We start from the raw sequence: 26,008 nt of genomic DNA, 5'->3' as shown, positions 1-26,008 counted from the left end.
GTCATGACTAATCAACGACCGCTGGACGGCATCACCGTGATCAGCCTGGAGCACGCGATTGCTGCGCCATTCTGCACCCGCCAGTTGGCGGACCTCGGCGCCCGTGTGATCAAGATCGAACGCCCCGGCGCCGGTGACTTTGCCCGTGGCTATGACGAGCGCGTGCGCGGCCTGGCCTCGCACTTTGTGTGGACCAACCGCTCCAAGGAAAGCCTGACCCTGGACCTCAAGCAGGACGAGGCCGGCGACATCCTCCAACGCCTGCTGGCCGATGCCGACGTGCTGGTGCAGAACCTTGCACCCGGCGCGGCGGCGCGCATGGGCCTGTCGTTTGAAGCGCTGCATGAGCGCTTTCCACGGCTCATCGTCTGCGATATTTCCGGCTATGGCGAAGGCGGGCCTTACGAGAAAAAGAAAGCTTATGACCTGCTGATCCAAAGCGAGGGCGGTTTTTTATCGGTAACCGGTGGCCCGGGTGAAGATCAGATGGCCAAGGCCGGTTGCTCGATCGCCGATATTTCCGCCGGCATGTACGCCTACAGCGGCATCCTCTCGGCCTTGCTGTTGCGCGGCAAGACGGGGCAGGGCAGCCGCATCGATGTGAGCATGCTCGAAAGCCTGGTGGAGTGGATGGGCTACCCGATGTATTACGCCTTCGACGGCGCGCCCCAGCCACCACGGGCCGGGGCGGCGCATTCGACGATCTACCCGTATGGGCCGTTTCCCACCGGCGACGGCGGCACGGTGATGCTCGGCTTGCAGAACGAACGCGAATGGGCGGCGTTCTGCGACAAAGTGCTGCTCACGCCTGAGCTGGCTACCGATGAACGTTTCTCGGCCAACTTCAAGCGCTCGGCCAACCGTGACGTGCTACGCCAGATCATCGTTGACAGCTTCGCGCAGTTGGACGCTGAAGCCGTGATCCAACGCCTGGAAAACGCGCAGATCGCCAGCGCCAGGGTCAACGACATGCAAGGCGTGTGGGACCACCCGCAGCTCAAGGCGCGAGACAGCTGGCGTGAAGTCCAGAGCCCGGCCGGGCCGCTGCCGTCGTTGTTGCCGCCGGCGCGTAATGCTGCGTTTACCCCGCGCATGGACGGCGTTCCCGCCTTGGGCCAGCACAGCCAGGGCATCCTCGATCAGCTTGGGTTTTCGGCGCAAACCATCGACGGCCTGCGCGCACGCGGCGTTATCTAATAAGGAATTCAAGTGATGCCAAAGCCTATAGTTCGTTCGGCCTTGTTTGTGCCCGGCAGCCGCCCGGAGCGGTTTTCCAAAGCGCTGGCCAGTGGCGCCGATGCGGTGATTGTGGATTTTGAAGACGCGGTTGAAGAACCCCTCAAGCGCCAGGCGCGGGATAACCTCGGGGTGTTCTTGCAAGCGCATCCAGAGGCTCAGGTGTGGGTGCGCATCAACGCGCCGGAGCATGCCGAGCATTTTGAGGATGTGGCGTTCTGTAAAGCCCATGCCAATGTGACGGGTGTGCTGCTGCCCAAGGTAGAGAGCGCCGCCCAGGTGGCCGTGGTGGCGGCTGCTAGCAAGGTGATATGGCCGATTATCGAAAGCGCCAAGGGCTTGCTGGCGGTGGCTGAGATTGCCCACGCGCCGCAGGTCGAGCGCCTGTCCTTTGGCGGCCTGGACCTGGCGCTGGACTTGAACCTGAGCAGCGGTTCCGCGGCTGCGCAGTTTGCGTTGGATCAGGCACGCCTGGCGCTGATTGTGCATTCCCGTGCTGCTGGCTTGGTGGCGCCACTGGACGGCGTGCACCCGGCCATCGACGACCCTGAAGGCCTGCGCCGTTCGATCCGGCATGCCTATGAAATGGGCTTTGCCGGGGCGCTGTGCATCCATCCCAAGCAGGTGGCAGTGATTCATGCCGCACTGGCGCCCAGTGCCGAAGACCTGGCCTGGGCCAAACGCGTGGTAGAGGCGGGTGCCCATGGGGCCGGGGCTTATCAGATTGATGGGCAGATGGTGGATGCGCCGGTGTTGCTGCGCGCACAAAGGCTCCTGGCCGGCCAACTCTGACTGAAACAACCGGGAGCAAAATGTGGGAGCTGGCTTGCCTGCGATAGCGGTGGACCCTCCCATGAATTGACGGCCTGACACACCGCCATCGCAGGCAAGCCAGCTCCCACACTGGATCTTCATTGTTCTGAAGTATGGCGTTCGGCCTGGCCGAACGCAGGTATCTAAAATTCGAAATTCACTACACGCACCACATCAGGCACCTTGCCCTATAACACAACAATAAGAAGGTGATTCCCCATGCTCAAGCTTTCTCGGGCGCTGCTGTGCGCCGCCACTCTGTTTGCCGCGGGCCTGGCCCAGGCGGCAGACCCGATTGTGATCAAGTTCGCCCACGTGGTTGCCGAAAACACGCCTAAAGGCCAGGGCGCGCTGCTCTTCAAGAAGCTCGCCGAAGAACGGCTGCCGGGGCGTGTGAAGGTCGAGGTGTACCCCAACTCCTCGCTGTTCGGCGATGGCAAGGAGATGGAAGCGTTGTTGTTGGGCGATGTGCAGATGCTGGCGCCGTCCCTGGCCAAGTTCGAGCAGTACACCAAGCAAGTGCAGATCTACGACCTGCCGTTCCTGTTCAACGACCTGGCCGCCGTCGACCGTTTCCAGGCTGCTCAGGGCAAGGCATTGCTGACCTCTATGCAGGATAAGAACATCCTCGGCCTGGCCTATTGGCACAACGGCCTCAAGCAGCTTTCTGCCAACAAAGCACTGCGTGAACCCAAGGACGCCCGTGGCCTGAAGTTCCGTGTGCAGGCTTCCAGCGTACTTGAAGAGCAGTTCAAGGCGATCCGCGCCAACCCGCGCAAGATGAGCTTTGCCGAGGTATATCAAGGCCTGCAGACCGGCACCGTGAATGGCACCGAGAACACCTGGTCCAATTATGAAAGCCAGAAGGTCAACGAGGTGCAGAAGTACTTCACCGAGTCCAATCATGGCCTGATCGACTACATGGTGATCACCAACGCCAAGTTCTGGAACGGCCTGCCGCCGGATGTGCGCACCAGCCTGGACCAGATCATGGTCGAAGTCACCGTCGAGGTGAACAAGCAGGCCGAAGCGCTGAACCAGTCGGCCAAGCAGAAGATCATCGACGCCAAGACCAGCGAAATCATCGAACTGACCCCGCAGCAACGCCAGCTGTGGCGCGAAGCCATGCGCCCGGTGTGGCAGAAGTTCGAAGGTGAGATCGGCGCCGACCTGATCAAGGCGGCGGACGCCTCCAACCAGTAATTGGGCGACCACCCAAAACTACTGTGGAAAGGGCTTTATGTGGGAGCTGGCTTGCCTGCGATGCAGGCAACTCGGTGTATCTGTAGCGCCGAGTTGATCCCATCGCGGGCAAGCCCGGCTCCCACAGAGGTCCGCTTCCACAGTTTGTTCCGCTTTCCACCCCGACATCATTCCCGCTTCGCGAGGTTTTGCCATGCAAACGCTAAGGCGCGTCTGGGAGCACCTGGAGGAAGGGTTTATCGCCTTCCTGCTGGCCGCCATGACCCTGGTGACATTCGTCTACGTCATGCTCAACAACATCTACACCCTGTTTTTTGCTCTGTCTGACAAGTGGGCATGGAGCAGCAGCTTTTTCGGTGCCCTGGGCGACCACACCATGACCTGGGCCCAGGACATGACCTGGAGCGTGGCGCTGACCAAGGCCATGTTCGGCTGGCTGATTTTCTTCGGCATCTCCTACGGCGTGCGCACCGCCGGCCACCTTGGCGTAGATGCGCTGGTCAAGCTGACCAAACGCCCGGTGCAACGCCTGCTCGGCATGCTCGCCTGCCTGTGTTGCCTGGCCTACGCCGGGCTGTTCATGGTCGCCAGCTACAAGTGGGTGAGTGCGGTGATGACCGCGCAGATCGGCGCCGAAGACCTCGACCAATACGGCGTGGACGTGGGCGATATCGTGATCATCGTGCCCATCGGTTTTGCCCTGGTGTTTATCCGCTACCTGGAAATTTTCTATCGCATCTTTACCCACCGTCAGGTCGGGTTGGGGCTGGCCGACGAGGCCGGGGAGGCCAGTAAGCTGGCCGGCAGCCATGAGGAGCGTCACTGATGGCCGTGCTCTGTCTGTTTTTGCTGTTGTTCGTGTTCATGTTCCTCGGGGTGCCGATTGCGATTTCCCTGGGGCTGTCCGGCGCGGTGTCGATCCTGATGTTCAGCCAGGACTCGGTGAGTTCGCTGGCCATCAAGCTGTTTGAAACCTCCGACGCCTACACCTTCCTGGCGATTCCATTCTTCCTGCTCTCCGGTGCGTTCATGACCACTGGCGGTGTGGCGCAACGGCTGATCGACTTCGCCAACGCCTGTGTCGGGCATATCCGAGGCGGCCTGGCGATTGCGGCGGTTCTGGCGTGCATGCTGTTTGCGGCGCTGTCCGGGTCATCGCCGGCGACGGTGGCGGCAGTGGGCTCGATTGCCGTGGCGGGGATGGTGCGCTCGGGTTACCCGAAGGAGTTCGGCGCCGGGATCATCTGCAACGCCGGCACCCTGGGCATCCTGATCCCGCCGTCGATTGTGATGGTGGTGTACTCGGCAGCCACCGAAACCTCGGTGGGCAAGCTGTTCATGGCCGGTGTGATTCCAGGGTTGCTGCTGGGCCTGATGCTGATGGTCGCGATCTACATCGTCGCGCGCATCAAGAAGCTGCCGGCGCAGCCACGTGCGACCTTCCGCGAGTGGCTGACCTGCGCACGCCGCGCGTTCTGGGGCTTGCTGTTGCTGGTGATCATCCTCGGCGGCATCTACAGCGGCATGTTCACGCCGACGGAAGCGGCGGCCGTGGCGGCGGTGTATTCGGCGTTTGTCGCGCTGTTTGTGTACAAGGACATGAAGCTGCGCGATTGCCCCAAGGTGCTGCTGGAATCCGGGCGCCTGGCGATCATGCTGATGTTTATCATCGCCAACGCCATGCTCTTTGCCCATGTACTGACCACCGAACAGATCCCGCAGGAAATCACCGCCTGGGTGATCTCCGAAGGCCTGACGCCGATTGGCTTTTTGATCATGGTCAACGTGGTGTTGCTGGTGGCCGGCAGCTTTATGGAGCCTTCCGCGATTGTGCTGATCCTGGCGCCGATCTTCTTCCCGATTGCCATGAAGCTGGGGATTGACCCGATTCACCTGGGGATTGTGATGGTGGTCAACATGGAAATCGGCCTGGTACACCCACCGGTAGGGTTGAACCTGTTTGTGACCTCGGCGGTGACCGGGTTGACCCTCGGGCAGACGATTCGCGCAGCGTTACCGTGGCTGATGATCTTGTTGGTGTTTTTGATCATGGTCACGTACTTGCCGTTTATCTCGCTGGCGCTGCCGCACTGGCTGGGCATGTAACACGGTCTGAAAATGTGGGAGCTGGCTTGCCTGCGATCGCCATACGTTCGAAGGCACCCCGTTCCCCTGTGGCGAGCAGGCTTGCCCTGCGTTGGGCTGCGCAGCAGCCCCAAAACCAGGCGCTGAGTTCTTTCAGAAAGAATTTCAGTGCCCTTGCTGGGGGCTGCTGCGCAGCCCAACGCAGGGCAAGCCTGCTCGCCACAACAAGTGGCGTACCGCAGGCTTTGTTTTAACCGGCAGTTGTGTAGATACCTATGCTGAGATAGCGGTGGTTCAGTCAGCCAATTCGGTGACTGATATACCGCCATCGCAGGCAAGCCAGCTCCCACCTTTGATTCTTGTCAGGCCTTAGTTGTCCATCGCATTCAAGATCGCATAAGCCAATTTAACCCGCTCGGCATTCGGGTAATTGCGGTTAGCCAGAATCACCACACCCATGTCCTTGCTCGGTACGTAAGCCACATACGCGCCAAAACCGCCGGTGGAGCCGGTTTTGTTGTACAGCACGTTGGCCGGTTGTGCCTGCGCCGGCGTCAGCCAATTGACCTTGTGCGGCTGCATCGCCATTTCGGTCGAGTTGCCCTCCAGCAAGGCCTGCAGCTTGATCGGGTAGGGGTAGCGTTCCCAGCCCAGACCCTGGGTCATGCCATTGACGGTGTAGTAACCCGCGTGAGTGGTGGAGATCGCTTGTTGCAGCGGTTTTTCCAGGGTCTCGGGGTGCAGGTTGGCAATCACATAGCGGGCGAGGTCCTGGGTGCTGGTCTTGATACCGTAGGCTTCGCTGTCCAGGGCGCCGGGGCTGACGCGAATGGGTTTCAGATTTTTGTCATAGCCTTGCGCATATCGAGCGGTTTTGCTCGCCGGCACGCTGACGTGGGTGTTGGTCAGGCCCAGCTTGGGCAGCAAGGTTTTCTCCATGGCAACGTTAAACGGCTGCCCCAGGCTTTGCGCCGCGAGGTAGCCGAACAAGCCGATGCTGGGGTTGGAATACAAACGCTGTTCGCCCGGCGCATACGCGGGTTTCCAGTGCTGGAAATAACCGAGCATGGCACCGGCATTGTCGGCCGCGTCGGGAAACTGCAACGGCAGGCCACCCGGTGTGTAGGTCGCCAGTTGCAGCAGGCTGATGTGATCGAATACGCCACCGGCCAGGGCTGGCAGGTGCTGGCTGGCGGTATCCGAGAGCTTGAGCTTACCGGTGGCCTGCGCGTAGCCGCCGAGGGTGGCGGTAAAGGTTTTGCTGATCGATCCGATTTCAAACAGGGTGTCTTGGTTAACGGCCTGTTTGGTTTCCCTTGATGCAACACCGTAGTTAAAGTATTGAACCTTGCCTTGGTTAACCACCGCGACCGACAGGCCGGGAATCCCTTGTTGCTGCATCAGCGGCGCAACGCTGGCATCGACTACCGTGCGCAGGTCGGTGGCGGCCATGCAGCTACCGGAGCCTATTAACAGGGCGCTGAACAGAATTTTTTGTAAGGTGTGATTCATGCGGGTTCGCTTCCATGTAAAAGATGTGCTGACGATCAAGGCCTGCGCAGGCGGGGCAAATCTAGGTGGATTTTGTTCGGCGGGCAAACGATGATATCTCGCATCAGCCATTAGTTAATTTAGGGTCATGCATGCTGCGCTCCCATTTACCGCTCAATGCGTTGCGCGCATTTGAAGCTTCCGCCCGGCATTTGAGCTTCACCCGAGCGGCCATCGAGCTGTGTGTGACCCAGGCGGCAGTCAGTCATCAGGTCAAAAGCCTGGAGGCGCAGTTGAACGTCACCTTGTTCAAGCGCCTGCCACGCGGCCTGATGCTGACCCGCGAAGGCGAAACACTGCTGCCGGTCGTGCGCGACTCTTTCGACCGGATTGCCCTTACTTTAGGCCAGTTCGAAGGTGGCCATTACCGTGAAGTGCTCACCGTCGGGGCGGTGGGCACCTTCGCCGTCGGCTGGTTGCTGCCGCGTTTGCCGGACTTTCAAAGCCGCTACCCATTTATCGACCTGCGCCTGTCGACCCACAATAACCGTGTTGACGTTGCCGCCGAGGGTCTCGACTACGCGATCCGCTTCGGCGCTGGCGCCTGGCATGGCACCGACGCCTGCCAGTTGCTTGAAGCGCCGTTGACCGTGCTGTGCGTGCCGCAGATTGCCGAGCAATTGCACACGCCGGACGACGTGCTCAAGCACACCTTATTGCGCTCTTACCGCGCCGATGAATGGAACCTGTGGTTCCAGGCCGCCGGGCTGCCGGCCGACACGCCGGTGCCGCGCAGCATCGTGTTCGACTCGTCCCTGGCGATGATGGAGGCCGCGCAGCAGGGCATCGGCGTGGCCTTGGCGCCGGCGATGATGTTCTCACGGCAACTGGAGAGTGATGTGATTCGCCAGCCGTTCAGCGTGGGCATCAGCACCGGCAGTTATTGGCTGACGCGCTTGCAATCGCGGGCAGAAACCTCGGCCATGGCCGCGTTCAAAGGCTGGTTGAAGGCACACAGCGCCCAGGCTTGAAGTTTTTATTCTTGAAACAAAATGAAACATTCGTGACGGGTTAACCTCTACCGTACCCCGTACCGAGTGCTTCCATGAAAATTCCGCGCCCCTCTGCCCGCATGCCCCACCTCATCCAACTGCGCAACCTGAAGATGGCGCGCTCGGCCCATGCTTATGTGCGCGGCAGCACCGTGCAGTTTTACGAGTGGCTGCACAGCCAGCCCGGCCGCCGCTTGCCCCATGGCCCGGCGATCTGGATCTGCGGCGATTGCCACGCGGGCAACCTCGGCCCCACGGGTGATACCAAGGGCCGTATCGACATGCATATCCGCGACCTCGACCAAACCGTGATCGGCAACCCGGCCCATGACCTGGTGCGCCTGGCGCTGTCGTTGGCCACCGCCGCACGCGGCTCGGACCTGCCGGGCGTGACCACCGCACGCATGCTCGAAGAAATGATGGTGGGCTACGAACAAGCCTTCAAAGACAAGCCCGATGAAGCGCCGCCGCGTCCGTCCCAAGTCAAGGCTGGCATGCGCAGCGCGGTGGAACGCACCTGGAAAAACCTGGCGCGTGAACGCATTGAAAATGCCCGGCCTACGATTCCGTTGGGCAAGCACTTCTGGTCATTGTCGCGGGCGGAAAAAAGCGCGCTGCAAAGTGTTTGCGCCTCGGATGAAATCCACCAGTTGGTGACCTCGCTCAAAGGCCGGCCCAAAGACGCCAAGGTCCAATTGCTTGATTCGGCCTATTGGGTCAAAGGCTGCAGCTCCCTCGGCTTGCTGCGTTATGCAGCCTTGTTGGGCGTGGGCGACAAGGACGACCAGGAATATTGCCTGATCGACATCAAGGAAGCCGTCGGCGCTGCCGCGCCCCGGGCGGCACGCGCGAAGATGCCACGCGACAATGGCCGGCGTGTGGTGGAAGGCGCCCGCCAGCTGTCACCGGGCCTGGGCGAGCGCATGCTGGCCACACGTTTTCTCGATCACGGTTTCTTCATCCGTGAACTGCTGCCTCAAGACATGAAGCTGGAACTCGATGAGCTAAGCGAGATCGACGCCATGCACGCCGCCGGTTACCTGGCCCGTGTGGTCGGCATCGCCCATGCCCGCCAGATGGACCGCGATACGCGCAAGGAGTGGATGGCGGTGTTGCAGGAAAACCGCTCCAAACAGCTGGATGCGCCGTCGTGGTTATGGACCAGCGTGGTGCAGTTGGTGGGCAGCCATGAGCAGGGGTATCTCAACCATTGTCGGCGGTATGCGTTGGAGCACTAGAAGCGGCGCATGAGCGGTGTGGCTAATTTATGGCGTTAAGAAAATTTCGCTATTATTTAGGAAGTTTCCTATTTCATTAGTCGTTATTTTGAGAGTGTCAAGCCAAGGTCTATTGCCGTTTGTCGGAAAGATTAAATACCAAAAAATGCACAAATTTATTTCATTCTTATATATATCAATAAGTTATATCTCTAATTCTGATTGTTTTATATATTGCCGGAATGTTGGCATATTCAAAGTTCGATGATAGCGTTCCGCCTTCAATTATCGACGGATCGAATATGCACTTGTCCACGCCATGGATTCGGCCATTACTGTGCCTGACAGTGTTGTGCCTCAGCGCTCACAACAGCGCCTTCGCCGCGACCAATCCAGGTGACCAGGACCTGATTCGCGACCGGCAAAACCGCCTGCTGGAAGAGCAACAGCGGCGCCTTGAAGAACTCAAGGACCTGCCCGGCAAAGAGCTGAAACCGGCGGCGCCCGCCACCCCCGTCGATACCCGTTGCTTCCCCATCCAGCACATTGAACTCAAGGGCGCCGACAACCTGTCTGTCGATGAGCGCGAGCGCCTGGTCAAGCCTTATCTCAATCAGTGCCTGGGGGTTTCCCAACTGAATGAATTGCTCAAGCGCGTGACCGACTCTTACATCGACAAAGGTCTGGTCACCAGCCGCGCCTACTTGCCGCAACAAGACCTGTCCAGCGGTCGTCTGCAGGTATTAGTGGTGGAAGGCAAGCTGGAGGGGATTAAAGGCGCCGACAACAGCACCCTGTCCGAGCGCGAGTTGGCCATGGCGTTTCCCGGCCACACCGGCGACTTGCTCAACCTGCGAGAAGTCGAGCAGGCCATCGATCAGCTCAATCGGTTGCCGTCCAACCAGGCGCAAATGGAACTGGCGCCCGGCAGCGCAGTGGGCGGCAGCACGGTGCTGGTCAAAAACAACCCGCAAAAACCCTGGCGTGCCAGCCTGTCGCGCAATAACGATGGGCAGCGCAGCACCGGCGAGCAGCAGTGGGGCACCGGCTTTGAATGGGACAGCCCACTCGGCCTGGCTGATCAACTGGTGCTGCGCGGCGGCCACGACGCGATCAGCGACCATCAAAAAACCTCTAAAAACGCCATGCTCTACTACAACGTGCCGTGGGGTTGGTGGAACTTCAGCTACAGCTACAACCAGAGCGATTACCGCTCGGTGGCCCAGGGCGACGGCTTTGACTTCAAGCAAACCGGCGACAGCCAGAACCACCAATTGCGCGCCGAACGGGTGATCCATCGCGACGCCCTGAGCAAAACCTCGGTCAACGTGGGCCTGGCCCATCTGCGCACCAATAACTACATCAACGACAGCCACCTCAAAGAGAGCAGCAACCGTCTCAGCGAGTTGCAGGTGGGCATCAACCACGGGCGCCGCATTGGCAGCGCCTTCGTAAACCTCGACGTCGGCATGCAAAACGGCACCGGCGCGTTCGACGCCCAGGGCAATCACAACCCCGGCCCGGGCGTGCCGGATGCGCGCTACCGCAAATACACCGCCACCATCAGCTACCTGCAACCGTTCAAGCTGTGGGGCGAGTCCTTCAGTTTCACCAGCCTGGCCACCGGGCAGCGCAGTGAAGATGTGTTGTTCAGCCCGCAGCGCATGAGCCTCGGCGGCTCCTCGTCGATTCGTGGCTACAAGGACCAGCAACTGAGTGGCGACAGTGGAAGTTATTGGCGCAACGACCTGCGCTGGAGTCGCCCGGTGACGCTGGAGTGGCTGCGCCCGGTGTTCGGTGAGTACGGCGCCAGTGTTGGTTATGACCAAGGCGTGATTCGCAATGCGCGCTACAACGGCGAGTTACACGGCCGGGTCTCGAGCAACTCGCTGGAGCTGTTTGCCCGTGGCCAATACGTCAGCACCAGTGTGACCTTTGCCCACTCGCTGGAACGACCGGCCACGCTGCTTGAACGCGAAGCGCCGATCTACTTCCGCATGGATTTTTTCCTGTAATTCAACGCCCCGTTGCATCGAGAATTTGAAATGGATGTTCGCCAGTTTGCCTTCCTTGTTCGCCAGCCTTCGGCTGCCCTGAAAAGCCGTGACGCGTTCCTGGGCCTGCCCAAACGTGGCTTGGCCCTGATCCTGGCCAATGCGCTGTTCTGGCAGCCATTGCTGGCCCAGGCCGAAGGCATTGTGGTCAGCGCACCGGGCACCAGCGTCGGCCAGGCCGGCAATGGCGTGCCGATCGTTAACATCGCGGCGCCCAATGGCAGTGGCTTGTCCCACAACCAGTTCAAGGACTACAACGTCGGCGCCAACGGGCTGATCCTCAACAACGCCACCTCCACCACGCAGTCGACCCAGTTGGGCGGGATCATCCTCGGTAACTCCAACCTGCAGGGCCGCGCTGCCAACATCATCCTCAACGAAGTCAACGGCGGCAGCCCCAGCCAGTTGCGGGGCTACACCGAAGTGGCGGGGCAGTCGGCCAAGGTCATCGTCGCCAACCCCTACGGCATCAGTTGCAACGGTTGCGGCTTCATCAACACCCCCAACGTCACGCTGACCACCGGCAAACCCATCCTCGATAACGGTCGCCTGGACCGTTACCAGGTCGATGGCGGCGCCGTGACCATCGACGGCCAGGGCCTGAACGCCAGCAACGTCGACCGCTTCGAAATCATCACCCGCTCGGCGAAGATCAACGCGCAGATCAATGCGCGCAACTTGACCGTGATTGCCGGGCGTAACGACGTCAACGCCCAGACCCTGAATGCCACCGTACGTGCCGATGACGGCAGCGCCAAGCCGGAACTGGCGATTGACTCGTCGGCGTTAGGCGGGATGTACGCCGGTGCGATCAAGCTGGTGGGCACCGAAGCCGGTGTGGGCGTGAAGCTGGACGGGACGTTGGCGGCCAGTGGTGGGGATATTCAGCTGGATGCCAATGGCCATTTGAGCCTGGCGCAGGCGGCGGCCAGCGGCGCGGTCAACATCAAGGCCGCAAGCCTCGACGCCCAGGGACCGGTCTACGCCGGCACGGCGTTGGATGTGCAGACCCAAGGCGACCTGAACAGCCGTAAAACCCTCGCGGCCCGCGACAGCGTCACCTTGACCAGCGGCGGCCAACTGACCAACAACGGCATTATCGAGGCCGGGGTCAACGCGGATAACACCCGCAACGCCACAGGTGATCTGAACCTCACCGCGCAAACCGTTAACAACAACGCCAGCAGTCTGGTTGCCAGTCGCAACCTGACCGTCAACGTGACACAAGCCCTGAACAACCAGGGCGGAACCTTGAGTGCTAAACAGGTCGCCAACGTTAGTGCGGGTACCCTGGACAACCAGAACAAAGGCCGAGTGCTGAGCACGGGCAGCCTGACCTTGAATGCCAGCCAATTGCTCAACGCCCAGGGCGGGCTGGTGAACAGCAGTGGTCCGTTGACGGCGACCCTCGGCCAGTTGAGTAACCGCAACGGTGAGGTGTCGAGCCTTGGCGCGGCCATGCTGAACATCGCTTCACTGGATAACGTCGCGGGTGTGGTGACAGCCAACCAGAGCCTGCGCATCACCGCCAGCGGTGCTATCAACAACCGGGGTGGCAAACTCACCAGCCTGGATACCCTTAACCTCACCGCAGGCGCCGTGGATAACAGCGCCGCTGGCCGTATCGCCAGCAACCAGGGCCTGACCGCCAACGTTGCCAGCCTGAACAACAACGCCGGTCAACTCACCAGCGTCACGTCGTTGACCCTGGACGTGAACAAGGGGCAGTTGAACAACCAAAGCGGCTTGATCCGTGGTCCAGCCCTGGCCCTGAACAACCTCGCCGACGTCGGCAACCAGAGCGGTGAAATTTCCAGCGCCCAGGGTTTCACTTTCGCGGCGAATAGTCTGGACAACACAGACGGCAAATTGCTCAGCGACCAGGGCCTGACCCTGCGCCTGGATCAGGCGCTGACCAACGTCAAAGGTCTGATTTCGGCCAGCGGACTCGATGCCCGCGCCGCCAGTTTGAACAACAGCAGCGGCACGCTTACCAGTGGCGCAGGCCTGTTGCTCAACCTCGACGGTGCCTTGACCAATACTCAAGGCGAGGTTTCCAGCGCCGGGGCTAGTGAAGTGCACGCCGTCAGCCTGAATAACAGCGGCGGCAAGGTCACTGGCGATACCTCATTGAACGTTGATGTGCGTGGCGCGCTGAACAACCGTCAAGGCGTACTCGGCACCGGCCAGACGGCCTCGATCACCGCCGCCAGCCTGGACAACAGCAACACCGGCAAAGTGCTCAGTGACGGCAGCCTCACCGCGCGTATCACGGGCCTGCTGGACAACCAGAACAACGGTCTGCTCACCGCCAAAGGCACGATGGATGTGCAGGCGGGCAGCCTCGATAACCGGGGCGGCAGCTTGAGCGGCAGAGACTTGCTGACCCTGAACACGGCAAGCCTGGACAACCGTGGCGGCAAGGTCAGTGCCGACAAGAACCTGCAGCTCAACGTCACCCAGTTGAATAACCAGGACAAGGGCCTGCTCAGCGGGCAATCGGCGATCCAATACCTGGGCACGACCCTGAGTAATCAGGGCGGCTTGCTCAGTGGCGTGGGACCGGTGCGCCTCGACGCGACGACCGTGGAAAACACCGACGGGCGTATCTCCAGCAAGTCTGATCTGACGGCCAACGTCACCCATTTCAATCAGCAAAAAGGTGAATTGGTCGCCGAAGGTAATTTGCGCCTGACCGGCAGCACGCTCGATAACCGCAACGGCGGTCTGATCGGCGCGACAAAAGCGCTGACCCTCACCGTCGATGACATCAACAACCAGGCCGGGGAAATCTCCAGCGCCGTAGACGTGAACCTGGCGGGTACCCGCCTCAATAACAGCGGTAACGGCAAGCTGTTGGCCGGTACCGACCTGGGGCTCAAGGTGGCGCAGGTCATCAATCAGAGCGAAGGCCTGTTGTTCGGCAAGGGCAAGGTGACGCTGCAAGGCCTGAGCCTGGACAACAGCGGCGGCACGGTGTCCGGCCAACAAGGCCTGACCCTGACCCACAGTGGTGATCTGAATAACACCGGCGGCTTGCTCACCAGTCAAGGCTCCATCACCGCCACAACGGCCGGGCTGAACAATACGGCGGGCAAGGTATCGAGTGCCGGTGCCATTGCGCTAACCGCTACCGGTGCGATGACTAACCACAATGGCGCCGTGACCACCGACCAAGGCTTGATCCTTAACAGTGCCAGCCTGGGCAATAGCGGGGGCACACTCAGTGCCAAGGGTGCGGTAGGCGTTACCACCGGTGCTTTTGACAATACCCAGGCCGGTCGCCTGATCAGCAATGACACCCTCACTCTGACTGCCGGCCAGGTCAGCAACGGCACGCACAGTCGTATTGCCAGTGACAAAAATCTGGTCGCCAGCGTGACGGGTTTTGATCAGCAGGGCGGGCAGCTCTACAGCAAGACCTCACTGAGCCTGGACCTGAACAACGGTCAACTGAACAACCAGCAAGGCCTGATCAACGCGCCGTTACTGATGCTGAAAAACCTCAACGCGGTCAACAACCAGAACGGCGAAATCTCCAGTGCCCAGGCGTTCACCCTGGCCAGCAAAAGCCTGGATAACAGCAGCGGCAAACTCATCAGCAACCAAGCGCTGACCCTGCGCGTTGAACAGGCTCTGAGCAACATTAAGGGCCTGGTTTCTGCAGCTGCGCTGCAGGTGCATAGCGCCAGCCTGGATAACAGCGGCGGTCTGCTCAGCAGCCGTGGCGAGTTAGGTCTCACGGTTGACGGTGCTTTCAAGAACCAGGACGGCTCGGCGATTGGCGACGGCAACGCGCAACTGACGGCGGCCAGCCTGGACAACACCGACGGCCAGGTTTCCAGCAAAGGTGATCTCACGGTGAACGTCGCGGCGGTCACCAACCAGAACGGCGCCCTGATCGCCCAAGGTGCGCTTTCCCTTACAGGTCAGACGCTGGACAACCGGAAAAATGGTTTCGTAGGCGCCAACCAACGTGCCGACGTCAACGTAGGCGCGGTGGATAACCGTGGCGGTGAGATCTCCAGCAAAGCCGCCGTGCAGATAACCGGCCAGCGTTTGGATAACAGTGACAGTGGCCTGGTGCTCGCCGCGACTGACTTGAAGCTAAACGTCGACAAGGTGCTGAACCGTAACAAGGGCCAACTCAGCGGCCAGAGCGGTGTGAACCTGGCAGGCGACAGTCTGGACAACAGCGGCGGCAGCCTGATCAGCCAGAAAGACCTTGCCCTTAAGCTCGGTGGCGAGCTGAACAACAGCCAAGGCAAGTTGAGCAGTGAAGGTCTGCTGACTGTTAACGCGGCGAGCCTGAACAACCGTCAAGGCAGCGTATCCAGTGCAGGGGCGTTAAACGTCACCACCCCAGGGGCCGTGGATAACCAAGGCGGGGAACTGGTCACTGATGCAGGCCTGACCTTGAGCAGCGCCAGCCTGGATAACAGGCAAAAAGGCACCCTCAGCAGCACTGCCGCGCTGAAGATCACCACCGGCGCGTTCGACAATAGCCACGCCGGCAACGTCAGCACCAGCGACACCCTCGACATCACCGCCGGCCAGTTGACCAACCAGGACGGCGGTCGCTTGACCAGCAACAAGGCCCTGATCGCCAAGGTCACCGGCCTGGATCAGCAGGGCGGCAAACTCTTCAGCAACACCTCGGTCGCACTGGACCTGAACAACGGCCAGTTGAACAACCAGGGCGGTCTGATCAACGGCCCGCTGTTGATGCTGAAAAACCTCAAAGGCGTGAACAACCAGGGCGGTGAACTCTCCAGCGCCCAAGCCTTCACACTGGCCGCCGACAGCCTGGATAACACCAGCGGTAAATTACTCAGCAACCAGGCGCTGACCCTGCGCATCAACCAGGCGTTGAGCAACGTCAAAGGCCTGATCGCCGCCCAGTCCATCGACGGCCGTGCCGCCAGCCTGGACAACAGCGGCGGCACCCTGACCAGTCGTGGCGACACTTCGTTTAATGTCGACGGCCAGCTCAGTAACCAGAACCAAGGGCTGATTAACGCTGCCAATACCCTGACCCTCAACAGCACCGGCCTGAACAACCAGGGCGGCTCTGTGCTGGGCAAGTCCATTGCCATCGACCTGGGCAACGCTACTGGCGACCTGAATAACAACGCCGGCCTGATCACCACCGACGGCCAACTGACCATCACGCACCTGCGTGACCTGAGCAACCAGGGTGGCGAAATCTCCACTGCTCAGAACCTCAACCTCAGTGGTCGCACGCTGGATAACAGCACTGGCAAACTGATCAGCAACAACCTGCTGACCCTAAGCGGCAATAAGCTGGTCAACCAGAGCGGCCTGATCTCCGGCTGGCAGGGTGTCAGCATCAGCGGCGCGGACCTGGACAACCGCAACCAAGGCACCGTCTCCAGCCGTTATGGCAACGTCGACGCCACCCTGAGCAACAGCCTGCTCAACAGCGGCGCCGGTGCGCTGGTCAGCCAAAAAGCCCTGACCGTCAAAGCCGCCAGCCTCGACAACAGTGACAAAGGCATCCTCTCAAGTGCAGGCGGGCAAACCCTGACCATCACCGGCCTGCTCAACAACGCCCAAGGTGGGTTGATTGACAGCGGCGCGGCCCTCGACCTGCAAGCGCAAACGCTCAACAACACGGGCGGTACGGTTAATGCGCAGCAGGCACTTAGCCTGACCGCCACCAGCCTCGACAACAGCGGCGGCACCCTGATCGGCAACGGCGCCGTAACCCTCGACCTGCTCGACGCCCTGACCAACACCAATGGCAAGCTCGCCAGCGCCGGCGCGCTGCTGCTCAAACGCGCCACTGAAATCAACAACCAGGGCGGCCAACTGGCCAGCCAAGGCCTGCTGACGCTATTCGCGGGCAGCCTGGACAACCGCAATCGCGGCACTGTGGCTGCCAACGGCGCAGTGACTGTCACGACCACCGGCGCCGTACAAAACAGCGGCGACGGCCTGATCTACAGTCAGAACGCTGACTTGAAGCTCAAGGCTGCGAGCCTCGACAACGCCAAGGGCTCGATCCAAAGCCAGATCGCCCTGAACCTGGAGATAGACAAGGCCCTCGACAACCAAAGCGGCAAAGTCATCGCCCAGGCCGGTGATGTGAACATCACCGCTGCGACCATCGACAACCGTGGCGGCACCCTGGCCAGCCTCAAAGGCGCCCTGCAAGCCAAAGCGCTGGGTGGCTTGTTGCGCAACGACTTTGACCTGAACAACAACCGCCAGGCCGGCATTATCCAGGCACAAAACCTGATCCTGACCAGCGCCAGCCTCAACAACAACGGCGGGCGCATCGCATCGCAAACCGGCGACACCGTCGTCACCACTGGCGCCTTCGACAACCGCGACGGCGGCCTGTACGCCAAAGGAGCGGTCAAGGTCACCGGCGGCAGCTTTGATAACAGCGGCGATGTACGCGGCCAGGTTGCAGGCAGGCAGATCGACCTCAACCTCAGCGGTGCGCTGAACAACCAGAAAGGCATCATTGAAAGCGATACCACCCTGAAAGTCGTTGCGGGCAGCGTGGACAACCAGAAAGGCCAACTGCGGGCGCTGGGGGCTAGCGGTAAGACTGAGTTTCAGATTGGTGGGGTGTTTGATAACCGCAACGGCACGTTGGAAACCGCCAACAGCGATCTGACGTTGAACGCCGGCAGCTTCCAGAACGTGGGCGGCAGTGTCTTGCACGTGGGGGCTGGTACGTTTGATATCAGTACCGCCAACCTGACCAATGCGGGCGGCACCGTTATCACCCGCGGCGGCCTGACCCTGACGGCCGACAACTGGACCAACAGCAGCGTGATCCAGGCTGGGCGATTGACGGTTAACGTCAAGACGCTCAACCAAACGGCAGGGGGGCAGTTACTGGCTTCCGATAGCTTGATTGGTGATGGTGGTAACTGGAGTAACGATGGGCTGATTGCCAGTGATGGCGGCCTCAAGCTGACGCTGGGCGGAACCTATAGCGGCAGTGGACGCGTCAGCAGCCTCGGAACACTGGGCCTGAGTGCCGCGCAAATGAACCTCAGTAGCGCCGCCACGCTCGCGGGAGGCGGCAATACGGCGGTGTCTGTGGCGGGCCAGTTGAATAATGCCGGGCGCATGACGTCGGCGACCGACCTGACCTTGACCGCCGGTAGCGTGAACAATACCGGGACCCTGGGCGCCGGCCAGAACCTGACAGTGACTGCCGGGACGTTGCTCAACGACCGCGGCCTGATCTTCAGTGGCGCGGACATGCAGCTGCTCAGCCCGAGCTTCACCAACAGCTACGCCCAGGTCTACAGCTTGGGGAGTTTACTGATTGCCCGGGACAAAGACGGGACCAAAGCAGACCTGCTGGACAACCGTTCCGCAGGGATCGAAAGCGTGGGCAACCTGACCCTCGCCGCCGCCACACTCAACAACACCATGGACGTGTTGCAGTACACCGAACATGAGAAAAGTGCCACGACCATCACTCGGCTATCGTGCGCACTGATACCCATATGGGGCTGCGACAATCGGGGCGGTGGGCGCTTCAACGGCCTTTGGGAGGTATCAGAAACCGACCGCTTGCTGATCACGCTGCGGTCCGCAGCGGCCACGATCAATAGCGGTGCGGATCTGGTGATCAATGCCCGAGAACTGAACAACACAAGCAGCAGCATTAGCGCTGCCGGAAACCTGACGGCGAATGCCACGACGATCAACAACAAAGGGCTGCAAGCGCAAGAGATCAAATCCAGCCAGCAATACGTGAGTTACGTCGACCAGACAGGCAGAGCCGCGCAACTGGCCGCTATCTTCAATCAGCGAAACAGCCCGACTCCTTCTGCCACGGTCGAGGCGGACCTGAGCAACTTTCTGGCCTTGACCGGGCCACCGGCGGTCCCTCTGCCCAAGAGTTCAACCGTCACCAACATCGAGTCTTTGGACGCGATTATTCAGGCAGGGGGCGCAGTCACACTCAACGCTGTCCAGAACATTAACAACAGCGTAGTTCGTCCCTACTATGCCTATGTTTCGGCGGGTAAAACCAAGATCGACACGGGCGCAGGCAGCGGCTACTCGACGGCGATTTCCATCAATGCGCAACTCCCTCCAGATGTCGCCCAGCAACAAGTCAACCCGATAACGCTTCCCGGCTTTAGCCTGCCGACAGGGCAGAATGGTTTGTTTCGCCTGAGCGGCCAAGGTGCTGCAACACCGACCCAACAAGGCCCGCAAAGCTGGACCATGGGCAGCGCGGTTATCGACACTGCCCAACGTGAACAAGCGGTGCCTGCCAGTGGCGGCAGGGCCGTGCAGGTGGGCAATGCAGCTCAAACCGCAGTAACCACGCAAGCTCCCGTGCACACCGCTGACCTGGCGGCCAATGTATCCGGTAGCGCCACGGCCCTGAACGTGGCCCCGGTCGTAGATCCTGCCACGGGCGCCACGTTGCCAGGCCGGTCAGACGTCGGCGGTGTCAGCTCGGCAACGCCCGTAGAGGGGCAGGCGACATCAACGGGCTCGTTGACCGTTAACCGTGTGCAAGGGTTGCCTGACAGCAGCTACGTATCCAATCCTCAAAAATACCTGATCGAAACCAACCCGGCTCTGACCGACCTCAAGCAATTCATGGGCTCGGACTACCTGCTGTCGAAGCTTGGTTACAACCCGGATAACAGCTGGAAACGCCTGGGTGATGGTCTCTACGAACAACGACTGATCCAGCAAGCCGTGATCGCCCGCACCGGCCAGCGCTTCATCGACAACCAGACCAGCGATGCCGGTTTGTACAAATACCTGATGGACAACGCCATCGCCAGCAAGCAACAACTGAACCTGGCCGTAGGCGTGAGCCTCACTTCCGAACAGGTCGCGGCGCTGACCCACGACATCGTCTGGATGGAAAGCGCCACCGTAGCCGGTCAACAAGTGCTTGTGCCGGTTTTGTATCTGGCCCAGGCCAATAACCGTCTTGGCCCCAACGGTGCATTGATCGCCGGTAACGACGTCAACCTGATTGCCGGGGAAAACCTCAACAACGTCGGCACCCTGCGCGCCACCAACAATCTGTCGGCCAGCGCCGGCGCCAACCTGGTCAACAGCGGCCTGATCGAGGCCGGTAATCGTCTGGATCTGTTGGCGGGCAATAACCTGATCAACAAGGCGGGCGGGATCATTTCTGGGCGCGATGTGAGTCTCACGGCGGTTAACGGCGACGTGATCAACGAGCGTACGGTTACCACTCACGAGAGCGGCGGCGGGGCTTACATCCGAGAGGTGCGGCAGGACTTTGTGGACAACGCTGCCCGTATCGAAGCGGCCAACAACCTGAGCGTACGCGCCGGTCGCGACGTCAATAGCGTTGGCGGCGTGATGAGCAGCGGCGCCGACATGAGGATAGCGGCGGGGCGTGACGTGAACCTCGTCGCAGCCGAACAACGCACTGGCCGTGGCACCACAGAGGCGCGCACTGACAGCGTCACCCAGTATGGTACCGTGATCGAAGCCGGCCGCGACTTCCGTGTGCAGGCTGGGCGTGATATCAGCGCCATTGCCAGCCAGATTGACGCCAAGCGTGACGTTGCCATGGCTGCTACGGGCGACCTGACCTTGGCTTCAGGCGTGGATGAACAGCATTACTCGTATAACACCAAGAAGGTCAAGATCCAGGAAGACCACGCCCAGCAAGTGTCCACCACGGTGAAGGCTGGTGGTGATGTGGCGTTGAGTGCCGGGAATGATTTGGCGTTGATTGCCAGCCGGGTGACGGCGGGGGATGAGGCGTATTTGTACGCGGGTAAAAATCTGGAACTCAAATCTGCTGAGGACCAGGACTACAGCTTCTTTAGTAAGACCAGCAAGACATCGACGGGCAAGAAGTTCCGTCTCGATGAAACCGATACCGTCACGAACGTTGGCAGTTTGGTCAATTCAGGTGGCAACAGCACTCTGGTAGCTGGTGAAAACCTGCTGTTGGCCGGCAGTGCTGTGACTGCCGAGAAAGGTGCCGCGAAATTGGTGGCCGGCAAGGATGTACAGATTCTGGCCGTGACCGATTCCGACAGCGCCCGCCATGAGCGCAAGGAAAGCAAAAGCAGTTGGGGTGGGTTTAAGTCGAGCAAGGTTGAGGACCAGGTCGACGAGAAACGTACCACTGCGGTGGGCAGTATGGTCTCCGGCGATACCGTCACTGTTGCAGGCGGACAAGACGTGAAAGTGACGGGGTCGTCTCTGGTCAGTACCGGTGATTTGGCTGTGCAGGCTGGGCGTGATCTGACCATCGACGCGGCGCAGAATACCTTCTCACGCACCGACATGCACAAGGAAAAGAACCGTGACCTGACGGGGGTGTTAACAGGCAATAAGCTGGGCCTGGATGACATCACCGGCAACCAGCATCTGTTCATCAACAGCCAGAAACACAACGGAACCGCTACAGAAACTACCCTCACCGGCAGCACCGTTGGCTCCAGCGCTGGCAACGTGACGCTGACCGCAGGGCGCGAGCTAACGGTGATAGCCAGTGACCTGATCAGCACCAAAGACATGTCCCTGAATGGCGCGAACGTCACCATCGCCGCAGGGACCGAAACGGCTAACCAGACCAGTAAGGACAGTTCCAAAAGTTTGGCCGTGGGACGCGTGATCGGCGGGACAATCGTCGATACCGCCAAGAGCATCCGCAATGACGTGCGGGCGGCACAACAGGCCGATGACAGCCGTTTGAAAGCCGTCAAAGGCGCTCAGGCGCTGCTTTCTGCCTATGGCGCAATGAACGGCGATGACAGCGCGGCCAACGAATCGGATGGCAAGCCCGCCAATAGCAAAGGTTCCATGATCAAGATCGGTACCGAGCTGGCTTCTACACGTAAGAAAAGCACCAGCGAGTACGACGCCGAAACGGTCAAACAATCGAGTCTCAACAGCGGTGGCAGTCTGGCTATCGTTGCCACAGGCAACGCGCCGGATACCAAAGGCGATATCCATGTGATTGGCAGCAGCATCAAGGCCAAGGAAGTGCTGCTGCTGGCGAAAAACAACATCACTCTGGAAAGCGCACAAGATCGCAAAAACTGGGACAACCAGAACAGCAATAACAAAACCAGTATCGGTGCTAGCTTCAACATTGGTGACCAGAACGGTTTCACCCTCGACCTTGGCGCCAAAATGGCCAAAGGCATGGGCACTGGGCAGGAGGTTACTCAGGTCAATAGTACCGTCGACACTGGTGTGTTAGTGCTCAAAAGCGGGCAGGACACCACGCTGGCCGGAGCCCAAGTGCGAGCCGATGCCATCAAGGCTGACATTGGCGGCAACCTGAATATCGCGTCGCGCCAGGACGAGGCGAGCCAGAAGAACAAGCAGACCAGCGCAGGTGTCGGCGCGAGTATCTGCGTACCTCCTTTCTGCTGGGGTTCGATGGTGACGGCCTCCGGCAATATCGCCGGCAGTAAAATGAACAGTGACTACAAAGCCGTCACTGATCAGACCGGGTTGTTTGCAGGTAGCGGTGGCTACGACATCAATGTGGGCAAAAACACCACGCTTGAAGGCGCCGTGATTGCCAGTGAAGCCAGCGCTGATAAAAACCGCCTCAGCACCGAACGCTTGCTGGTCAGCGATATCAAGAACAAGAGTGATATCAAAAGCCAGGCGGCCAGCCTGAGCCTTTCCTATACCAGCACCAAAGGGGATAAACCGGGCGGTCCAAAAACACCGGACGATCAAAGGCAGTGGGCGCACACGGACACCGGCGGCACGATGCCGTTGATGCTCAAGGAATCCGACAGCAGTAAAACCCGCAGCGCTGTCAGCCCTGGGACCATCGTCGTGCGTGACGCTGCCGGGGCGAATGATCTGGTGGGGTTGAGCCGCGACACCGCCAATGCCAACAAACATCTTGATCGGCCGGACGAGAAGGCCATGCAAGAGCGGATCGACCTGATCCAAAGCTCGGCGCAGCTTTCCAGCAGCGTGATCAGCATGGTGGGTAAAGCCAAGGCGGATGAGGCTAATAAACTGCGCAAGCAGGCGGAGGCGCAGGCTAACGCAGGTTCGTCTGATGCAGCCGGAACAGCACGTGCAGCCGATGCGGCATACGCAGAGGCCCAGCGTTGGCAGGTCGGTGGCGATAAGAAAATGATGGCCGATATTGCATCGGGCCTGGTTGCTGCGGGCTTGGGTGGTGCAACGGGTGGTACGGCGGTTGGGATTGTTGCTAATACTTCATCCAGTGACATATTCAATAAAATTGGTAGCTTCGCCGACGAACAGAAAAACCGGAAAGACATAGATAGCGTGACTAAGGCTGCATGGGAAGAAGGCGGCGCGGCGCGCGTTTTATTGCACGCTTTGGCGGGCGCAGCGATTGGGCTTTCCAGCGGTAGTGCGCAGAGCGGAGCGTTGGGTGCGGGAGCCTCGGCGGCTCTACTACCATCCGTCATGCAAGCTCTGGCTGACAGCAAGATGAATGAGGCTGATCAAAAGGCCGTAGCCTCATTGATAGCCGCGGGTGTAGGTACTGCGGTCGGATCCAGTAATGGCGTGAGCGGCTCAGTCGTGGCCGCTGGGACTGCAGTGGGTGTGGAGAAGTACAACCGCCAGTTGCATCCGGACGAAATCAAGTTCGCCTCTGACAATGATCGAGTCAATCGCTACGCGAAAGAGAAAGGTATTACTGACGAGCAAGCGCGTATGGAGCTTCTGCGAACTGCTGCGGCGATGGTTGACCGAGGGTGGAATGCTGTGCTGAGTGTCGGGGATGGCAATACGGCGGATGCTGCCAGCTTCCTTCGCGCGGAGCTTTCGCAATCGAAAAGTACGGATCTGTTTCAGGTGAGTCTGGCGGACTACAATAATGAGCGACTGGGCTTGTCACAGCTGATGAAAGATAGGAAATCAGTTGAAAACCTAGTCAAGTACATTGAGTTGGTTGACCCTGATAAGTACCTGCACGATCCTAAGAATCAGGCTGAAATACTTAACGCGAAGGGCCAGGGTAGCGCCGAAGGTTTTGCTAATGCTGTAGAGGATTTGGCAAGCCTTGGATCCAAGACGGCACTGTGGGCGATGAGCACGGTGAATTGCCCTAGTTGTGGAGGGCGACAGTTTGTCGCCGCTGTTGAAGCTGTCCAGAGTTTGCCTGAGGAGTTAAGGCTCAAGGGGTATCTGGACACACTTCATATTATGCAGGGATATGGTGCTGATGTACTGAGGCAGAATGAGGCTATCGCGACCTCTGCGGGAGTGGGTATTGGTCTGGGTGGTGCCGGTGTCGGTGGTGCGGGGGGGGCAACGACACGCCTGACAGGGGAGCTTGCAGAGGCCGTGGGGAGACGTTTCACCGGAATACTCAACGAAGCGTCCGAACAAGCACTGATCAAGAGTGGCGGTATCTTTGGTCCAGATGGCAAGCCGATGATGGACCTGGGGATATTAACCAGAGAACAGAAAGGTGTCATGGGTGACTTGTTTGGCGAACGTTCTGTCCAGCAAATCGTTCCCGAAGGACAGAAACTGGCGCGGGTACCGGGTGTTGGAGAGACGGGGGTCGATGATCTTTATAAGGTCAATCGCCCGGATGTCGACTTTGTTGTTATCGAGTACAAATTTGTTGGTGATAACAAAAAATCTGGCTCCTCGGGGCTAGGCAATACGCAAGATGGTAAACAAGGTTCGACTTCATGGATACTCGGAGGTGACCGTCTGGAACGTGCGGTCGGAGAGAATCAAAGCATAGATGTACGGATCGCCGTGGATGCGAATCGTACTGAAACCTGGGTTGTGAGAACTCGGCCAGATGGTGCGACAGAAATTGAAGTGCTTGATGCCCGTGGAAAAATCAAAGCGATAGATACGTCTAAAATTATATCTTCCAAAAATTTGAATGGGGTTTTTCCATGATTCGTGCGCCTTGGGGAGATAAGCAGTATTGGGATGGTCGTGAGGCAAAGGATCTGCAATGGATTGAGCGTGCCAGTAAGATTTTGTCGGAGCCATCGGCTAACCCCGTATACAGAGCGCAATTTACGTTCGACTTTGCCAAAGATAATTTGCGTGCGGCCATACGGGTCTACTCGAGTGGTGGAGATGTTAAATCGATCGCAACATACTTCCCCGGAGTTCTGGATGCATGGGAACTTTCCAACCGAGAATCCGACAAAATATGCGCTGAAAATGGTCTTCAGACTTGCCGAGACTGGACCTTCGAGCTGACCGACTTAAACCACTACATCTACTGTTTCTGGCTGGTGGGCCTGGCGCTTGCTCTCGAAATTCCCGATGACCAGTGGCTTCGATTGGTTGCGTTAATAGGCGATGGGGGGCAGGACGTTCTGCTGGATCGGATCATTGCGTACCGCCAACCAGAACGAGCAATTGGGGAGAAGCTGCTACATGCCAAACCATATGCGAGACTGCTCAAGGCAATTGATGCGCCACAGGCGCAACAAGCAGCTTTGCTGCTGGCATTCGTAGAGCATTGGTATCCGGAGTTGAACAGGCGCGGTAAACAGCAACCGTGGTGGTACATCTATGGTGATCCGGTAAAACATCCACTTGAGATGGGAAGCTACTTTGGCCGCTGGTGTCTTGAGGCGGTCGCCGCCGTGAAAGTATTTGGGCTTGATGACAGCAATTGCATTGGGCACGAACACTATCCGGGTGATTTGCTCCATCCCAGTGAGAAAGTGATACCAACACCTAATCCAAGTGCCAAGTCTGGATGGTGGGCGCGGTTGTTGGGTAGGTCAGATTAGGCGTTGCCCGTATGAGCTACTGAAAGGAAAAGGGGACAAATTTATTTGATTTTCATAGAGTATTTGTGTCTGGGGAAGGTGGATCTATTTAGGTTTGGTGTGATTTTGTTCGGGGAAAA

Annotated in this window: 11 protein-coding genes; 10 read left to right on the top strand and 1 reads right to left on the bottom strand. The window is 59.5% G+C overall.

Features of this window, described 5'->3' with window-relative positions; genetic code table 11:
- Positions 1-3: 3 nt before the first annotated feature.
- From ACQY47_RS01300 to dctM, 5 genes are all read left to right on the top strand, one after another.
- Positions 4-1,197 carry a CaiB/BaiF CoA transferase family protein gene (locus ACQY47_RS01300; RefSeq protein ID WP_099549623.1) on the top strand — a complete coding sequence of 398 codons (1,194 nt, stop codon included), beginning with the start codon at positions 4-6 and terminating at the stop codon, positions 1,195-1,197.
- A gap of 15 nt (positions 1,198-1,212) precedes the next feature.
- Positions 1,213-2,028 (top strand): HpcH/HpaI aldolase/citrate lyase family protein, encoded by an 816-nt coding sequence (locus ACQY47_RS01295; RefSeq protein ID WP_428554885.1) that lies wholly within the window; start codon positions 1,213-1,215, stop codon positions 2,026-2,028.
- A gap of 240 nt (positions 2,029-2,268) precedes the next feature.
- Positions 2,269-3,252 carry a TRAP transporter substrate-binding protein gene (locus ACQY47_RS01290; RefSeq protein ID WP_395599749.1) on the top strand — a complete coding sequence of 328 codons (984 nt, stop codon included), beginning with the start codon at positions 2,269-2,271 and terminating at the stop codon, positions 3,250-3,252.
- 193 nt (positions 3,253-3,445) lie between these two features.
- Positions 3,446-4,078 carry a TRAP transporter small permease gene (locus ACQY47_RS01285; protein WP_017137473.1) on the top strand — a complete coding sequence of 211 codons (633 nt, stop codon included), beginning with the start codon at positions 3,446-3,448 and terminating at the stop codon, positions 4,076-4,078.
- Entirely contained in the window at positions 4,078-5,358 is a 1,281-nt protein-coding gene (dctM, locus tag ACQY47_RS01280; protein WP_017137472.1) for a C4-dicarboxylate TRAP transporter large permease protein DctM, read from the top strand. The genes ACQY47_RS01285 and dctM overlap by 1 nt, the downstream gene beginning before the upstream one ends.
- Before the next feature lie 348 nt (positions 5,359-5,706).
- Here the strand turns inward: dctM and ampC are convergent, their stop codons facing one another.
- Positions 5,707-6,849: a class C beta-lactamase gene (gene ampC / locus ACQY47_RS01275; protein ID WP_428554880.1), complete on the bottom strand. Its 1,143-nt coding sequence runs from the start codon at positions 6,847-6,849 to the stop codon at positions 5,707-5,709.
- Between the two features lie 131 nt (positions 6,850-6,980).
- Here ampC and ACQY47_RS01270 point away from each other — a divergent pair, with 131 nt between their 5' ends.
- From ACQY47_RS01270 to ACQY47_RS01250, 5 genes are all read left to right on the top strand, one after another.
- Positions 6,981-7,859, top strand: coding sequence for a LysR family transcriptional regulator (locus ACQY47_RS01270; protein WP_017137470.1), 879 nt, complete (start codon positions 6,981-6,983; stop codon positions 7,857-7,859).
- Between the two features lie 74 nt (positions 7,860-7,933).
- Positions 7,934-9,118, top strand: a complete 1,185-nt coding sequence (locus ACQY47_RS01265; RefSeq protein WP_026013734.1) for a DUF2252 domain-containing protein — start codon at positions 7,934-7,936, stop codon at positions 9,116-9,118.
- Between the two features lie 281 nt (positions 9,119-9,399).
- On the top strand, positions 9,400-11,112 hold the full coding sequence (locus ACQY47_RS01260; protein ID WP_428554875.1) for a ShlB/FhaC/HecB family hemolysin secretion/activation protein: 1,713 nt from the start codon (positions 9,400-9,402) through the stop codon (positions 11,110-11,112).
- A gap of 30 nt (positions 11,113-11,142) precedes the next feature.
- Positions 11,143-25,035 (top strand): hemagglutinin repeat-containing protein, encoded by a 13,893-nt coding sequence (locus tag ACQY47_RS01255; protein ID WP_428554872.1) that lies wholly within the window; start codon positions 11,143-11,145, stop codon positions 25,033-25,035.
- On the top strand, positions 25,032-25,889 hold the full coding sequence (locus tag ACQY47_RS01250) for a PoNe immunity protein domain-containing protein (protein ID WP_428554869.1): 858 nt from the start codon (positions 25,032-25,034) through the stop codon (positions 25,887-25,889). The genes ACQY47_RS01255 and ACQY47_RS01250 overlap by 4 nt, the downstream gene beginning before the upstream one ends.
- Positions 25,890-26,008: the final 119 nt, after the last annotated feature.

It is taken from the genome of Pseudomonas edaphica (assembly GCF_965277385.1).
Lineage (GTDB): Bacteria > Pseudomonadota > Gammaproteobacteria > Pseudomonadales > Pseudomonadaceae > Aquipseudomonas > Aquipseudomonas edaphica.
This window is presented reverse-complemented; position numbering and strand designations above follow the sequence as displayed.

Excerpts from the sequence above, each read along its gene's own strand:
- ACQY47_RS01300 (WP_099549623.1), top strand. The coding sequence starts at position 4 with ATGACTAATCAACGACCGCTGGACGGCATCACCGTGATCAGCCTGGAG.
- ACQY47_RS01295 (WP_428554885.1), top strand. The coding sequence starts at position 1,213 with ATGCCAAAGCCTATAGTTCGTTCGGCCTTGTTTGTGCCCGGCAGCCGC.
- ACQY47_RS01290 (WP_395599749.1), top strand. The coding sequence starts at position 2,269 with ATGCTCAAGCTTTCTCGGGCGCTGCTGTGCGCCGCCACTCTGTTTGCC.
- ACQY47_RS01285 (WP_017137473.1), top strand. The coding sequence starts at position 3,446 with ATGCAAACGCTAAGGCGCGTCTGGGAGCACCTGGAGGAAGGGTTTATC.
- dctM (WP_017137472.1), top strand. The coding sequence starts at position 4,078 with ATGGCCGTGCTCTGTCTGTTTTTGCTGTTGTTCGTGTTCATGTTCCTC.
- ampC (WP_428554880.1), bottom strand. The coding sequence starts at position 6,849 with ATGAATCACACCTTACAAAAAATTCTGTTCAGCGCCCTGTTAATAGGC.
- ACQY47_RS01270 (WP_017137470.1), top strand. The coding sequence starts at position 6,981 with ATGCTGCGCTCCCATTTACCGCTCAATGCGTTGCGCGCATTTGAAGCT.
- ACQY47_RS01265 (WP_026013734.1), top strand. The coding sequence starts at position 7,934 with ATGAAAATTCCGCGCCCCTCTGCCCGCATGCCCCACCTCATCCAACTG.
- ACQY47_RS01260 (WP_428554875.1), top strand. The coding sequence starts at position 9,400 with ATGCACTTGTCCACGCCATGGATTCGGCCATTACTGTGCCTGACAGTG.
- ACQY47_RS01255 (WP_428554872.1), top strand. The coding sequence starts at position 11,143 with ATGGATGTTCGCCAGTTTGCCTTCCTTGTTCGCCAGCCTTCGGCTGCC.
- ACQY47_RS01250 (WP_428554869.1), top strand. The coding sequence starts at position 25,032 with ATGATTCGTGCGCCTTGGGGAGATAAGCAGTATTGGGATGGTCGTGAG.